The 13,289-nt window shown below is 76.0% G+C and carries 15 protein-coding genes; 8 read left to right on the top strand and 7 right to left on the bottom strand.

Annotated elements, in window-relative coordinates:
• Window positions 1–5: 5 nt before the first annotated feature.
• Genes E4P43_RS08470 through E4P43_RS19880 form a run of 4 tightly spaced genes read left to right on the top strand, consistent with a single transcriptional unit; the run spans window position 6 to window position 3,634 of the window.
• Complete coding sequence (locus E4P43_RS08470) at window positions 6–1,670, top strand: AMP-binding protein (protein ID WP_135145026.1); 1,665 nt, start codon at window positions 6–8, stop codon at window positions 1,668–1,670.
• A 27-nt stretch (window positions 1,671–1,697) separates the two neighbouring features.
• Window positions 1,698–2,909, top strand: coding sequence for a serine/threonine-protein kinase (locus E4P43_RS08465; RefSeq protein ID WP_135145025.1), 1,212 nt, complete (start codon window positions 1,698–1,700; stop codon window positions 2,907–2,909).
• 43 nt (window positions 2,910–2,952) lie between these two features.
• Complete coding sequence (locus E4P43_RS08460) at window positions 2,953–3,456, top strand: DinB family protein (RefSeq protein ID WP_135145024.1); 504 nt, start codon at window positions 2,953–2,955, stop codon at window positions 3,454–3,456.
• 40 nt (window positions 3,457–3,496) lie between these two features.
• Entirely contained in the window at window positions 3,497–3,634 is a 138-nt protein-coding gene (locus E4P43_RS19880; protein WP_167759128.1) for a hypothetical protein, read from the top strand.
• Here the strand turns inward: E4P43_RS19880 and E4P43_RS08455 are convergent.
• Entirely contained in the window at window positions 3,631–4,668 is a 1,038-nt protein-coding gene (locus E4P43_RS08455; RefSeq protein WP_209313795.1) for a potassium channel family protein, read from the bottom strand. The two genes, E4P43_RS19880 and E4P43_RS08455, sit on opposite strands and share 4 nt — an antisense overlap.
• A gap of 35 nt (window positions 4,669–4,703) precedes the next feature.
• Window positions 4,704–5,843 carry a glycerate kinase gene (locus E4P43_RS08450; protein ID WP_135145022.1) on the bottom strand — a complete coding sequence of 380 codons (1,140 nt, stop codon included), beginning with the start codon at window positions 5,841–5,843 and terminating at the stop codon, window positions 4,704–4,706.
• Between the two features lie 28 nt (window positions 5,844–5,871).
• On the opposite strand from E4P43_RS08450, the gene E4P43_RS08445 reads away from it, so the two are divergent.
• Window positions 5,872–7,059 carry an acyl-CoA dehydrogenase family protein gene (locus E4P43_RS08445; protein ID WP_135145021.1) on the top strand — a complete coding sequence of 396 codons (1,188 nt, stop codon included), beginning with the start codon at window positions 5,872–5,874 and terminating at the stop codon, window positions 7,057–7,059.
• A gap of 45 nt (window positions 7,060–7,104) precedes the next feature.
• Here the strand turns inward: E4P43_RS08445 and E4P43_RS08440 are convergent, their stop codons facing one another.
• A complete protein-coding gene (locus tag E4P43_RS08440; RefSeq protein ID WP_135145020.1) occupies window positions 7,105–7,365 on the bottom strand; it encodes a hypothetical protein in 261 nt (86 codons plus the stop codon).
• Between the two features lie 152 nt (window positions 7,366–7,517).
• Here E4P43_RS08440 and E4P43_RS08435 point away from each other — a divergent pair, with 152 nt between their 5' ends.
• Window positions 7,518–7,823: a hypothetical protein gene (locus E4P43_RS08435; protein WP_135145019.1), complete on the top strand. Its 306-nt coding sequence runs from the start codon at window positions 7,518–7,520 to the stop codon at window positions 7,821–7,823.
• Window positions 7,824–7,852: 29 nt separating this feature from the next.
• Window positions 7,853–8,626, top strand: a complete 774-nt coding sequence (locus E4P43_RS08430) for an alpha/beta hydrolase (RefSeq protein WP_209313794.1) — start codon at window positions 7,853–7,855, stop codon at window positions 8,624–8,626.
• Window positions 8,627–8,636: 10 nt separating this feature from the next.
• On the opposite strand, the gene E4P43_RS08425 is transcribed toward E4P43_RS08430, so the two are convergent.
• The 4 genes from E4P43_RS08425 to E4P43_RS08410 form a co-directional block, all read right to left on the bottom strand.
• Window positions 8,637–9,431, bottom strand: a complete 795-nt coding sequence (locus tag E4P43_RS08425; protein ID WP_209313793.1) for an adenosylcobinamide-GDP ribazoletransferase — start codon at window positions 9,429–9,431, stop codon at window positions 8,637–8,639.
• Complete coding sequence (locus tag E4P43_RS08420) at window positions 9,428–9,973, bottom strand: bifunctional adenosylcobinamide kinase/adenosylcobinamide-phosphate guanylyltransferase (RefSeq protein WP_245159014.1); 546 nt, start codon at window positions 9,971–9,973, stop codon at window positions 9,428–9,430. Before E4P43_RS08420 ends, E4P43_RS08425 begins: the two co-directional genes overlap by 4 nt.
• Window positions 9,970–11,664, bottom strand: a complete 1,695-nt coding sequence (gene bluB / locus E4P43_RS20815) for a 5,6-dimethylbenzimidazole synthase (RefSeq protein WP_135145018.1) — start codon at window positions 11,662–11,664, stop codon at window positions 9,970–9,972. The genes E4P43_RS08420 and bluB overlap by 4 nt, the downstream gene beginning before the upstream one ends.
• A gap of 85 nt (window positions 11,665–11,749) precedes the next feature.
• The gene (locus tag E4P43_RS08410; RefSeq protein WP_135145017.1) at window positions 11,750–12,193 is read right to left on the bottom strand and encodes a MarR family transcriptional regulator; all 444 of its coding nucleotides are present in this window, start codon (window positions 12,191–12,193) and stop codon (window positions 11,750–11,752) included.
• A gap of 21 nt (window positions 12,194–12,214) precedes the next feature.
• Here E4P43_RS08410 and E4P43_RS08405 point away from each other — a divergent pair, with 21 nt between their 5' ends.
• The gene (locus E4P43_RS08405; RefSeq protein WP_135145016.1) at window positions 12,215–13,252 is read left to right on the top strand and encodes an ABC transporter substrate-binding protein; all 1,038 of its coding nucleotides are present in this window, start codon (window positions 12,215–12,217) and stop codon (window positions 13,250–13,252) included.
• Window positions 13,253–13,289 lie beyond the last annotated feature (37 nt).

The raw sequence follows: 13,289 nt of genomic DNA, 5'->3' as shown, positions 1-13,289 counted from the left end.
CGGACATGAGCGCCTACGACGAGCGCCCGTGGCTGGCGCTCTACGGGGACCACCCGGCCGACTACGACATCGAGTTCGGCAACGCGCTGGAGATGTTCCGCGCCGGGGTCGCCCGCGACCCCGGCGCGGTGGCGCTGCGCTACTTCGACGGCGTGATCACCCGGGCCGAGCTGGACGGGCTCAGCGACGGGCTGGCCGCGGGGCTGCTCGCCCGAGGGTTCGCACCCGGTGACCGGCTGGCCGTCTACCTGCAGAACGTGCCGCAGTTCGTCATCGCGATGGTCGCCGCGTGGAAGGCCGGCGGCGTCATGGTCTCCATCAACCCGATGAGCCGGGCCCGCGAGCTCTCCTACCTGCTGGCGGACTCCGGCGCGAAGGTGCTGGTGTCGCTGGAGGCGCTCTACGACCAGGTGGCCCGGGACGTCGTGCCCGGTACCGACGTCGAGCTGGTGCTCACCACCAGCGAGCTGGAGTTCCAGACCAGGGACGACGAGCGGCTCTTCGCCGGCCTGGCCCGGCAGCGGCACGAGGGGACGACGGACCTCTCCGAGTTCATCGCCCAGCACCGCGGCAGCGTGCCTCCGCCGGTCGGTCTCGCGCCGGACGACGTGGCGTTCCTGACCTACACGTCGGGGACGACGGGTGTGCCCAAGGGTGCGATGAACACCCACCGCAACGTCGTCTTCACTGCGCAGGTGTACCGGGACTGGGTGCACGCCGGGGCCGACGGAGGCGCGATCTTCGGCGTCGCCCCGCTGTTCCACATCACCGGTCTGATCGGGCACATCGCCGTCAGCATGCTGGCGCCCGCCCCCCTGGTGCTGGCCTACCGGTTCGAGCCGCAGGTGGTGCTCGACGCCTTCGCCGAGCACCGGCCGACGTTCACCATCGGCGCGATCACCGCCTTCACCGCCCTGCTCAACGCGCCGGGCTTCAGCAAGGACCACTTCGCGTCGTTCCGGTCCATCTACTCCGGGGGTGCCGCGATCTCCCCCACCGCCGAGCAGAACTTCCTCGCCGCGACCGGCAAGCAGGTGCACAACGCCTACGGGCTGACCGAGACGACGTCGCCGATGACCGTCACCCCGTTCGGCTCGCCGTCCCCGGTCGACCCGACCTCGGGGGCGCTGTCGGTCGGCGTCCCGGCGCCGAGCACGGTCGTCCGCATCCAGGACGACGACGGCAACGACCTGCCGCTGGGCGAGGTGGGCGAGATCGTGGCCGACGGGCCGCAGGTGGTCGCCGGCTACTGGGGCAAGCCCGAGGAGACGGCGGCCAACCTGCCCGGCGGGGCGCTGAGGAGCGGCGACGTCGGGTTCATGAGCCCCGAGGGCTGGGTGTTCATCGTCGACCGCAAGAAGGACATGATCAACGCGTCGGGCTACAAGGTCTGGCCGCGCGAGGTCGAGGACGTGCTGGCCGAGCACCCGGCGGTGCGGGAGTCGGCCGTCGTGGGCGTGCCGGACGAGAAGCGCGGCGAGACGGTCAAGGCCTTCGTGAGCCTCAAGCCCGGGTCGACCACCACGCCCGAGGAGCTCATCGCGCACTGCAAGGAGCGGATGGCGGCCTACAAGTACCCGCGGATCGTCGAGCTGATCGACGAGCTGCCCAAGACCGTGACCGGCAAGATCCTGCGCCGGGAGCTCCGCGACGGCACGGGGGCGTCCTGACCACGGCCTCCGGGTAGGAGGACGCCCGTGAGCGCCGAACCCGGAACCCCGCCCCGTGTCGTGGGCGGGCGCTACGCGCTCGCCGAGAAGCTCGGCCAGGGCGGCATGGGCACCGTCTGGCTGGCGAGGGACCTCGTCCTCGAGCGCCAGGTCGCGGTCAAGGAGGTCACCTTCTCGGTGCACGTCACCGAGGAGGAGCGCGCCGTCCTGCGCGAGCGCACCATGCGCGAGGCGCGGGCCGCGGGCCGGCTGGAGCACCCGCACGTCACCACCGTCTACGACGTCGTGGAGGAGGCCGGCAAGCCGTGGCTGGTGATGAAGCACGTCCAGGCCCGCAGCCTCCAGGAGATCGTCGAGGAGCGCGGTCCGCTGGCACCCGCCGCGGTCGCCCGGATCGGCCTCGACGTGCTCGACGCCCTGGAGGCCGCGCACGAGATCGGCATCGTGCACCGCGACGTCAAGCCGGCCAACGTCCTCGTCGGCCCGGACGGCTCGGGCTGCCTCACCGACTTCGGCATCGCGACCACCACCGGGGACTCCAGCCTCACCACGCAGGGGGCGCTCATCGGCTCCCCGTCCTACATGGCGCCGGAGCGCGCCTACGGCGACGAGCCGCGCCCGCCGGTCGACCTGTGGTCCCTGGGCGCGACGCTCTACGCGGCGGTGGAGGGGCGCCCGCCGTTCGACCGCGGGGACGCGATGGCCACGCTGATGAGCGTCGTCTCCGAGGACCCCGCGCCGGTGGTGCGGGCCGGGCCGCTGGGGCCGGTGCTCGAGGGCCTGCTCACCAAGGACCCGGGCCGGCGGAGCACAGCCGCCACCGCCCGCGCGCAGCTCCGGGCCGTCGCCGACGGCCGCTCGCCCACCCCGTCCGCGGCCGAGGACTGGTCGCCTCCTCCGCCGGCCGCCCCGGCGTCGATCCGCGGGAGCTCGATGGAGCGGCTCGACGCCGCCGACCTCCTGGCGCTCGCCTCCGCCTCCCGCACGCTGCTCGGCTCGGTGGCGCGGGACGCCCGGGACCAGGTCCGGTACCTGGCCGACCGGCGGCGCGAGCGGAAGGGGGCGCCGGCTGCGGCCGCCCCGGTGCCGGTGCAGGCCGCCCCGGCCCCCGCTCCTCCGCGTCGCCGGCGCCGGTTCAAGCGCAGGTGGGTGGTCGTGCCGGTCGTGACCACCCTGGCCCTGCTGCTGGTGCTGCTGCTCGGCGCTGCGCTCGCCCTGGCAGAGTTCCTCAACTTCTGAGCGCACCGGGAGGAAACCGTCCCGGACGGGTAGGACGACGGTCATGCGCAGCTCCGACGTGTACCTCTACGCCTACGACCAGATCCACGAGATGCTGTTGAGCAGCCTCGGCGGCCTGGGCGCCGACGACCTGGGCCACCGGGTCGCACCCGACGCCAACCCGATCGGCTGGCTGGCCTGGCACCTGCTGCGGGTCCAGGACGACCACGTCGCCGAGCTCGCCGGCCGGGAGCAGGTGTGGACCGCGCAGGGCTGGGCGGAGCGCTTCGGCCTGCCCTTCGACCCGAGCGAGACCGGCTACGGCTTCGACCGCGAGCAGGTCTCCGCGGTGCGCATCCCGTCGGTCGACCTGCTGACCGGCTATGCGGACGCCGTCCACGCGCAGTCGGCCGCCTACCTGCGCGGGGTCACCGACGAGGACCTCGACCGCATGGTCGACGACTCCTACGACCCGCCGGTCACCGTCGGCATGCGGCTGGTGAGCGTCATCGGCGACGACATGCAGCACCTCGGGCAGATCGGCTACGCGCGCGGGCTCCTCGGGTGAGCGGCGAGCGGAGCGGCGGCACCTGCGCCAAGGTGGGGCCATGACCGAGACGCCGCAGCCCCGCGACATCGCCGTCGAGCAGGAGACCGCCGAGGTCGAGGCCTCGCTGGAGGCCCAGAGCGAGCCCCGCGAGGCGCCGCAGGGCGACGAGGCCGACGTCGAGGGGCACCCCTCCTAGGCGCGCTGCGTCAGCTCCCGGGCCGGGATCCGCTGGGCGGCGACGTAGTACAGCGTCGTCCCCGCCGGCACCGGGGTGTCCCAGGGCGGGCTGACCCGGAGCCCGTCGGGCCCCTCGCCCCGCAGAGCGAGCAGCGTGGCGCCGAAGCCCTGGCCGAACCAGGTCTGGCACTCGCCGAACGTGCGGTGGGGGAACCCGGGCGGGACGGCCATCGAGTAGGTGTTGCCGTGCCCGCCGCTGCTCATCAGGTCGTTGTAGACCTGCGTGATGCCGGGGTCGGTCGCCTCCTCCGACAGCAGGAACGGCATGTGCCACTGCACCGCCTGCACGCCGGCGTTGACGTAGCGCAGGTTCTCCCGGCGCCCGAGGTCGCGGACCGCGGCGACGAGGTGCACGCCGGGGTTGGCGTGGTCGACCGCCACCGCGACCGCGAGCGTCTCGTTGTCGTCCCGGCCGTCGATGACGACGGTCCGGGCCCTCGCCACGCACGCCCGGGTCATGACGTCCTCCCGGGTCAGGTCACCGCGCACGAAGTGCACCGCGGGCTGGTCCGGCATCGGGTTCTCGGCGACGTCGTCCCAGGCGCACAGCGCGACCTGGAAGCGCCCCTCGGCGGTCAGCTCGGCGACGATGCGCTCGGTCCGGCCGGGCCAGTAGCCCAGCAGCACCACGTGGTCGGACAGGTCCAGGGGGACCACACCTCTCAGACGACGGCCGCGGACCGACTGCAGCGCCGCGGCCAGCTGGGTGAACAGGAGCGTGAGCGTGACGATGCCGCCGACGATCACGTAGGCCCCGACGGCGCGGCCCCCGGGAGAGGTCGGGAAGACGTCGCCGTAGCCGACGGTCGCGGCGGTCACCAGGAAGTACCACCAGTAGGTGCCCGGCGCGGTGATGGCGGCACCGGCCGGCTCCACCAGGCTCATCAGCAGCCAGCTGCTGAGGAACACGAGGACGGCGACCGCCAGCGGCAGCCGCCAGCCGTGCAGCCGGAGCCGGATGAAGCGGCCGAGGCTGCGGATGAAGAACGGCAACGGGACTCCTGGGCAGCGGACCGGGACGACGCAAGCTACCGCGAGCCGGCGGTCGGGACCCCGTTCCGCGCCACGCGGGCCGCCAGGTCGGCGAGCACCGGCGCGGGCTCGGACCGGCATCGCGCGACGTCGGGCTGCACCTCGGTCAGCGCGTGCGCGGCGGCGATGCCCGCGGCGGGCAGCCGCTCGGCCGCGAGGCGGACCTCCGCGGCGAGGACGACGCACGGCACGCCCGCGGTCCGCGCCCGGGCGGCCACCTCCGCGGGCGCCTTGCCGCGCAGCGTCTGCTCGTCGAGCGCGCCCTCCCCGGTGACCACGAGGTCGGCGCCGGCGAGCGCGGCGTCCAGGCCGACGAGGTCGCAGACCAGTGCCGCGCCGGAGACCAGCTCCGCCCCGAGCACGGCCATGGCGCCGGCCGCGGTGCCGCCCGCGGCGCCGGCTCCCGGCCGCCGCTCGACCCAGGCGCCGGTCGTGTGCACCAGCACCGAGGCGTACCGGGCCAGCGCGGCGTCGAGCAGCGCCACGTCCTCCGGGGACGCGCCCTTCTGCGGGCCGAAGACCACGGCCGCACCCGACGGCCCGGTGAGGGGGTTGTCCACGTCCGTGGCGACGACGACCCGGGTGTCCCGGAGCCGCGGGTCCAAGCCGCTGAGGTCGACCCGCGCCAGGTCGGCCAGGCCGGCACCCCCCGGCCCGACCTCGTAGCCGGCCGCGTCGAGCAGCCGGGCGCCCAAGGCCTGCAGCATGCCGGCGCCGCCGTCGGTCGTGGCGCTGCCGCCCAGCCCCAGCACGACCCGCCGCGCCCCGGCGTCCAGCGCGGCCAGCAGCAGCTCGCCGACCCCGCGCGTCGTCGCCGTCGTCGGTGCCGGCCGGTCGAGCAGCCCGGGCCCCGCGGCCGAGGCCAGCTCGACCACGGCCGTGGTCCCGTCGAGGGCGAAGGTCGCCTCGACCGGGCGCCCGTCCGGGCCGCTCACCCGCACGCGCCGCGCGGCGTGGCCGGCGCGGAGGGCCGCCGCCACCGTCCCCTCTCCCCCGTCGGCGACCGGCCGCAGGACCAGGTCGGCGTCCGGGACCACCCGGCGCAGGCCCGCCGCGACCGCGTCGGCCGCGGCCTCGGCGGTCAGGGTGCCCTTGAACGAGTCCGGGGCGATCACGATGCGCACGACGCGCAGCATGCCCCGGATCGTCGTAGCGTTCGCGCTCGTGACCGTCGAGAGCCCTGACTTCTACGCGTTCGAGGACCTGCTCGAGCCGGAGGAGGTCGAGATCCGCGACCGCGTGCGTGCCTTCGGCGAGAAGGAGGTCGTGCCGCGCATCAACGAGTACTGGGAGCGCGCGGAGTTCCCGTTCGAGCTGGTGCCCCGGCTGGCGGAGACCGGCATCGTCGGCGGCACCATCGAGGGCTACGGCTGCCCCGGGATGAGCAACGTCGCCGCCGGCCTCGTGGCCGCCGAGCTGGCCCGTGCCGACGGCAGCATCGGCACCTTCAACGGCGTGCACAGCTTCCTGGCCATGCAGTCGATCGCGCTGCTGGGCGACGAGGAGCAGCGCGAGCGGTTCCTGCCGCCGATGGCCCGGCTGGAGAAGATCGGCGCCTTCGGCCTCACCGAGCCCGCGCACGGGTCCGACGCCGTCGGCCTGGAGACCTCGGCCCGCCGGGACGGCGACTCCTTCGTGCTCAACGGCGCGAAGAAGTGGATCGGCAACGGCTCCATCGCCGACTTCGTGATCATCTGGGCCCGCGGTGAGGACGGCAAGGTCGGCGGCTACGTCGTCGAGAAGGGCACGCCCGGGTACGAGGCCACGGTCATGACCGGGAAGACGGCGCTGCGCGCGGTGTGGCAGGCCGAGATCACCCTGACCGACGTCCGGGTCCCGGCGGAGAACAAGCTGGCGAACTGCCACTCCTTCAAGGACGTCTCCCAGGTCCTCGACCGCACCCGCTACACCGTGGCCTGGCGGGCGCTGGGCCTGGCGACGGCGTCCTACGAGCTGGCGCTGGCCCACGCGATGCAGCGCGAGCAGTTCGGCCAGCCGATCGCCGGCTTCCAGCTGGTGCAGGACAAGCTGGCCCGGATGCTCGCCGAGATCACCTCGATGCAGCTGATGTGCTGGCGGCTGTCCAAGCTGGCGGACCAGGGCCGGATGACCGCGGCGATGGCCTCGCTGGCCAAGATGAACCACGCGGCCAAGGCCCGGGCGATCGTCGCCGACGCCCGGGACATCCTCGGCGGCGACGGCATCCTCATCGACCACCACGTCGCACGGCACTTCGCCGACATGGAGGCGGTCTTCACCTTCGAGGGCACCGACTCGGTGCAGGCGCTCATCGTGGGCCGGGCGATCACCGGGCTGTCGGCGATCAGCGGACGCAGGCCCGAGAAGCGCTGAGGGCACCGGCCGGCTGCGGCCGGCCGGTGCGGGGGGCCTGCGGGCTCAGCTCGCCCGGGTCAGCCGCTGGTCGACGGCGGTGATGCGGGCGCACTCCGGGCAGCCGGTGCGGCCGATGCCGACGCGCTCCCACTTCTGCGTGCCCCACACCTGGACGATCGCGCCGCAGACCGCGAGCTCGACCTCGCCGTCCAGCTCCGCCGGCGAACGGTGCGCCTCGACGGCGTGCCAGGGGTAGGTCTGCTGGTTCGGCTGGCTGCCCGACCAACGGTCCGGTCGGGCGAACCCCACGGCATAGGCGCTCACGTTCGTCCAGTGCCCTGCGTCACGGCCGTCCAATCCCCCCCGATCGGGCGAATACGGACGGCTCCGGGCGGCAATCGCGACCACCGTCCGCGCTCGCCGGTGCCGCCGGCCGCGCTACCGTCGGAGGCCTCGTTCGGAAGAGGTGCACGCGGATGGAACCGGTCAGCCTGCTGGTGGGCGCCGCCCTGCTCGGTGTCGGTTTCGTGGCGGGACGGCTGGGCCGCGGGCGCACCCCCGCACCTCCCCCGCCGGTCACACCGCTGTGCGGGTGCGGGCACACGCTCAGCCAGCACGACACCGCCACCAACACCTGCTACGCGGAGCTGCGCCGCGACACCTACGACAAGCGCGGCCGGTGGTCGGGCCACAGCTGGGTGCCCTGCACCTGCCGCCAGTACGTCGGCCCCCGGCCGGTCGACGAGGTCTTCGTCCCCCGTGTCCTGCCCCCGGGCGACTGATCCCGGCCCCGGCCGGGCATCGAGTGCCCGTGAGCACCCCCTCCGAGCCCGCCCGCGGCGAGCGCGTCGACAACCTGTTGGCCCTCACCGAGCCCGCTCGGGCGATGGTGAGCGCCGGTGCGCTCGCGGCCGGGTACCCGCTGCTGCGGTTCGCGGCGCGCGGGGAGCCGCACCCCGTCGTCGTCCTCCCCGGGTGGCTGGCCTCCGACGTCTCCACCCGCACGATCCGGCGCTGGCTGGGCACCCTCGGCTACCCGACCGTCGGCTGGGACCTGGGCCGCAACCGCGGCCCGCGGCCGGAGGTCGTGGAGGGGGTCCGCGCCCTGGTCGAGCGGCTGGCCGACGAGCACGGCACCTCGGTGAGCATCGTCGGCCAGAGCCTGGGCGGGATCTACGCCCGGCGGCTGGCAGAGCGCAGCCCGCACCTGGTCCGCCAGGTCGTCTCGCTCGGCTCGCCGTTCGCGGGTGTCACCCCCCGCGAGCGCCCGCCGTCCGGGGCGGGGATGTACCGGGCCTACCGGGAGCTGCGCGCCGTCGAGGAGGTGCGCCCCGCCCGGGCCCTGAAGGTGCCGAGCACGTCGGTCTACTCGCGGTGGGACGGCGTCGTCGACTGGCGGACCTGCCTGCAGGAGGAGGGCCCGACCAGCGAGAACGTGGCGGTGCACGCGAGCCACCTCGGCATGGGCGTCGACCCGGCGGTGCTGTGGGTCGTCGCCGACCGGCTGGCCCAGCCACGGGGCGCCTGGCGCCCGTTCCAGCGGCCCACCCGGTTCGGCCTGCGCGCCCTCTTCCCCGCCGACTGACCCGGGCGGGCTAGGCCCAGGTCACCCCGGCGGCCAGGGAGACGAGCGCGACGGTCGTGGCGACCTCCACCACGGCTCCGAAGACGTCGCCGTTGACCCCGCCGAGCCGCCGCGCGGCGTGCGCGGTGAGGCCGGCGCCCACCGCCGGCGCCAGCAGCACGGCGGCCACCGCCCAGGCGGCGTCGCCCACCGAGCCGCCCGTCGCCAGCCGCAGACCGGCCGCACCGGCGAGCAGGAGCAGCGTCGCCGTCCAGCGGGCCACCGGTGTGCGCGCGCCGGCGACCAGCACGCCCAGGGACGAGCCGGGCGCGGCGGGCCGGGCGGCCGCGTGCAGCACCGCCACCCGCCCGGCGGCGGCCGCGAGCACCACGCAGAGCAGCCCGGTGGGACGAGAGGAGCCGGCCAGCACCGCGCCGAGCGCCGTCACCTGCACCAGCAGCAGGCAGACCAGCGCCGCGACACCGAACGCGCCGACGTCCGGCCGGCGCATGATGGCCAGCGCCTGCTCGGCCGGCCGCCCGCTGCCCAGTCCGTCGGCCAGGTCGGCGGTGCCGTCGAGGTGCAGCCCCCGGGTGAGCAGGGCGAGCGCTCCGACGACGAGCGCGGCGGCGAGGAGCGGGCTGCCCTCGCCCTCGCCCCGCCACACCGCGAGCGCCGGCACGAAGGCGAGCGCGCCGAGCAGCACGCCCACGAGCGGCAGCCAGCGCAGGACGCCGGCACCGGGGACGCGGGCGGACGCCGGCACCGGCAGGACGCTGAACAGGCCCAGCGCCGCCAGCGGGCCTCCGCGAGCGGGGCCGGTCACTTCAGCCGCTGCGGCAGGCCGGCGACGAGCAGCCACGCGCGCTGCGACGCCGCCGCGACGCGTGCGTTCAGGATGCCCAGCTCGTCGCGGTACCGGCGGCCGGAGACTGTCGCCGGGACGACTCCGGACCCCACCTCGTTGCTGACCGCGACCACCCGGCGGCGGGTCCCGGCCCAGGCCGCGACGACGTCGTCGACCGCGCCGGCCAGCCGCTCGTCGGCACCGGGCTCCTCGGCCCAGACGCCGCAGTCGTCCATCGCCCGGGCCAGCCAGGTGGAGAGGCAGTCGACCAGCACCGGCGGGCCGGGACGGCCGAGGACGCCGACGAGGTCGACGGTCTCGACCGTCCGCCAGCTCGCCGGGCGCCGGTCGCGGTGCAGTGCGACGCGGTCGGCCCACTCGGGGTCACCGCCGTCGGCGGGCAGCCCGCAGGCGACGTACTCGACCTCGCGGGCGCGGCGCAGCAGCTGCTCGGCATAGCTCGACTTGCCCGACCGGGCCCCGCCCAGCACGAGCGTGCGGCGGGCGGGCCGGCCGATCACGAGACCCGGCCCGCGGTGGCGCGGGCGCGCAGCGCGGTGAGCAGGAGCTGCGCGGCGAGCGCGGCCCCGACGCCCTCCCCCGCCCGCAGCCGCAGGTCCAGCAGCGGCTCCAGGCCGAGGTCGGTGAGCACCGCCGCGTGCCCGCGCTCGCGGCTGCGCTGGCCCGCGACCAGCGCCGTCTGCGCCGCCGGCTCCAGGCGGACCGCGACCGCCGCCGCGACGGAGGTGACGAGGCCGTCGAGCACCACCGGGACGCCGGCCGCGGCGGCGCCGAGCGTGATGCCGGTGAGCACGGCGACCTCCGGGCCGCCGAGAGCGGCCAGCAGGGTGAGCGGGCCGGCGGACGGGTGCTCCGCCCGGACCCGCTCGACGGCCCCACGGACCACCGCCCGCTTCCGGTCCAGCATCGCGGCGTCGGCGCCCGCGCCCAGCCCGACGGCGTCGTCCGGGTCGAGGTCGAGCAGCGCGCACGCGAGCGCGGCGGCGACCGTGGTGTTCCCGATGCCCACCTCGCCGAGGCAGACCAGCCCGGTGGCGGCGAGCTCCGTGCCCAGCGCCCGCCCCTCCTCGACCAGCGCCGCGGCGGCGGTGCCCGTGAGCGCGTCGGCGGTGAGCAGGTCGCCCTGGACGTCGGGCGAGACGGCGTGGTGGGCGCGCACGTGCAGCCCGGCCTGCCGCGCGGTCGAGGCCCCCAGCGACTCCCCCGTGCCGGTGGCGGCGAGGACGTCGGCGGTGACCGACGCCGGGTACGCGGAGACGGCGTGCGCGGCGGCGACGGGGTGGTCACCGGCGACGACGACCAGCGTGCCGGTGCCCGGCACCGGGCCGGGCAGGGCGAGCACGCGGTCGACAGCGCGGTCCAGGACGCCCAGCGAGCCGGGTACCGCGAGCAGGTCGTCGCCGGTGTCGCGGGCGGCGACCACCGCCTCGGGCTGCGGCCCGGCCAGGTGCGAGACCGGCGCGGCCGGGCTCTCCTCCCCCGGCCACCGCTCGCGCAGGACGACGTCCTCCAGCGGGGCGCGGGTGGACCAGCCGTGCCGCACCAGCCCCGGCTCGGGCGGGCGCTCGTCGGGCCAGCCGAGGCACAGCCAGCCGAGGGTCTCCACGCCCTCGGGCAGGTGCAGCAGCTCGGCGAGGTCGGCCGGCTGGAACAGCGTCACCCAGCCCATGCCCAGCCCCGAGGCGCGCGCGGCCAGCCAGATGTTCTGGATGGCGCAGGCGCAGCTCCACAGGTCGGCGTCGGGGAAGGTCGCGCGGCCGAGCACGCCGGTGGCGTGGGTGCGGCGGTCGCAGGCGACGACGATGCCCACCGGCGCCTCGCGGATCCCCTCCAGCTGCAGGTCCAGCAGGCGGGCGCGGCGGTCGGGGGTGAGCAGCTCGGCCTGGCGGAGCCGCTCGCGGTCGGCCAGGACCGCGGCCCGGTCGCGCGTGGCCTGCTCGGTGACGACGACGAAGCGCCAGGGCTGCGAGTGCCCCACCGACGGTGCGCGGTGGCCGGCCTCCAGGACGGTGCGCAGGAGCTCGTCCGGCACCGGGTCGGGACGGTAGCGGCGGATGTCGCGGCGGGCACCGACGACCGCGTGCAGGGCCTCGACCGTGGCCGGGTCGAACGCCCAGCCCGCAGGGTCGGCGGCCCGCTCGGCGGCGTGGGTCTGGTCACCGATCACCGGGACCGGCCGGGGCCAGGTCATGCCAACTCCTCCATCGCGTCTCCCGGGAACCCTCGCACGCGCGGGCGCACGAGCCGCGCCCGGTTCCCCCGCAGGGGGCGGCCGTTCAGCCGTCGGGGTGGGCGAGCTCGTCGAGCGCGCGGCGGAGGGCGTCGACCCGGGCGGCACCGAGCGCGGCCGACAGCGCGGACTCCTGGACGGCGACCAGCGCCTCCCAGCGGCGCAGCCGGTCCCGGCCGACGTCGGAGAGGTGGACGACCACCTTGCGACCGTCGTCCGGGTGCGGGAGCCGGTAGGCCAGCGCCCGGTCGACGGCGGCGTCCACCAGCCGGGTGCAGGTGGGCGCGGGCAGGTGCAGCACCGCCACCAGCTCGCCCATCGCGCGGCCGGTCCCGGCCAGGGCCCGGAGCAGCCGGTAGCCGTCGAGGGTCCCGCCGTCCTCCGCGAGGGCGGCCGACACCTGCGCGGCCACCCGCCGCTGGGTGACGGTCAGCAGCTCGACCAGGTCGTCGGTGACGCGCACGGCGTCGACGTCACCTGCCGGGAACATGGGGAGACCATACTTCTGCGCGTGTCCGGTGCCACGCGTCCGCTGGACCCGTGGGACCTCCTGCTCACGGGTCCGCGCCGCGACGTCTTCCACGTCGGCCTCGCGGTGCCGCTGTCGGGCCCCCTGGCGCTCACCGCGCCGTCCGCGCTCGACCTCGCCGGGCTGGCCGCCGACGAGCTGAACGCCGCGGGCGGGGTGGACGGCCGCGAGGTGCGGCTGGTCAGCCTCGACTCGGGCCGGGCGCCCGAGGTGGTTGCCGCGGAGGCGGCGTCGCTGTTCCGCGCGGGGGCCTTCGACGTCCTCGTCGGGTTCCACACCAGCGACGTGCACCGCGCGCTCGAGCGGGCGCTCCCGCCGGCGGCCCGCTACGTGTTCACCCCGCCGCACGAGGGCGGCCGGCTGCGCCCGGGCGTCGTCCGCACCGGGGCCTCCCCGGCCGAGCAGCACGCCGCGGCCCTGACCTGGCTGGTCGGCAACCGGCGGGCGCGGCGGTGGGTGCTGCTGGGCACCGACTACGTGTGGCCACGGGCGGTGCACCGGGCCGCTCGCCGGGCACTGGCCGCCGCCGGCGCGCAGGTGGTCGGCGAGGCCCTGGTGCCGTTCGGCCCCACCGACATGGGCCCGCTGCTCGACCTCGTCCGCCGGACGCGGGCGGACGGCGTGCTGCTGAGCATGGTCGGGCGCGACCTGGTCACCTTCAACCGCGAGTTCACCCGGGCCGGGCTGGACCGCAGGGTGGTGCGGCTGTCGGGTGCCCTGGAGGAGAACGGCCTGTACGCCGTCGGCGGCGACGGCACCGGCGAGCTCTACGCCTGCATGCCCTCGTTCGCCTCGTCCGCCGACGGGCCCGACCACACGCAGCTGGAGCTGCAGGAGCGGCTCGCCCGCCGGTCGGGACCGACCGCGCCGGTGGCCTGCGCCTACGCCCGCGGGCTGTACGAGGGCGTCCGGGTCGCCGTCTCGGGCCCGGGCCGCTTCCGCCGCCGGGGCCCGGCCGCCCGGCTGGCCCGCGCCGACGGCCTCGCGCTGCGCGAGATCCCGATCGTTCCCACGGCCTGAGACGGATACTTCCACCTGGAAGGATTCGGTCCTACTC

It is taken from the genome of Blastococcus sp. TF02A-35 (assembly GCF_004571075.1).
Classification (GTDB): Bacteria; Actinomycetota; Actinomycetes; order Mycobacteriales; family Geodermatophilaceae; genus Blastococcus.
The sequence above is the reverse complement of the archived record's forward strand: the minus strand, read 5'-3'. Positions and strand labels throughout refer to the sequence as shown.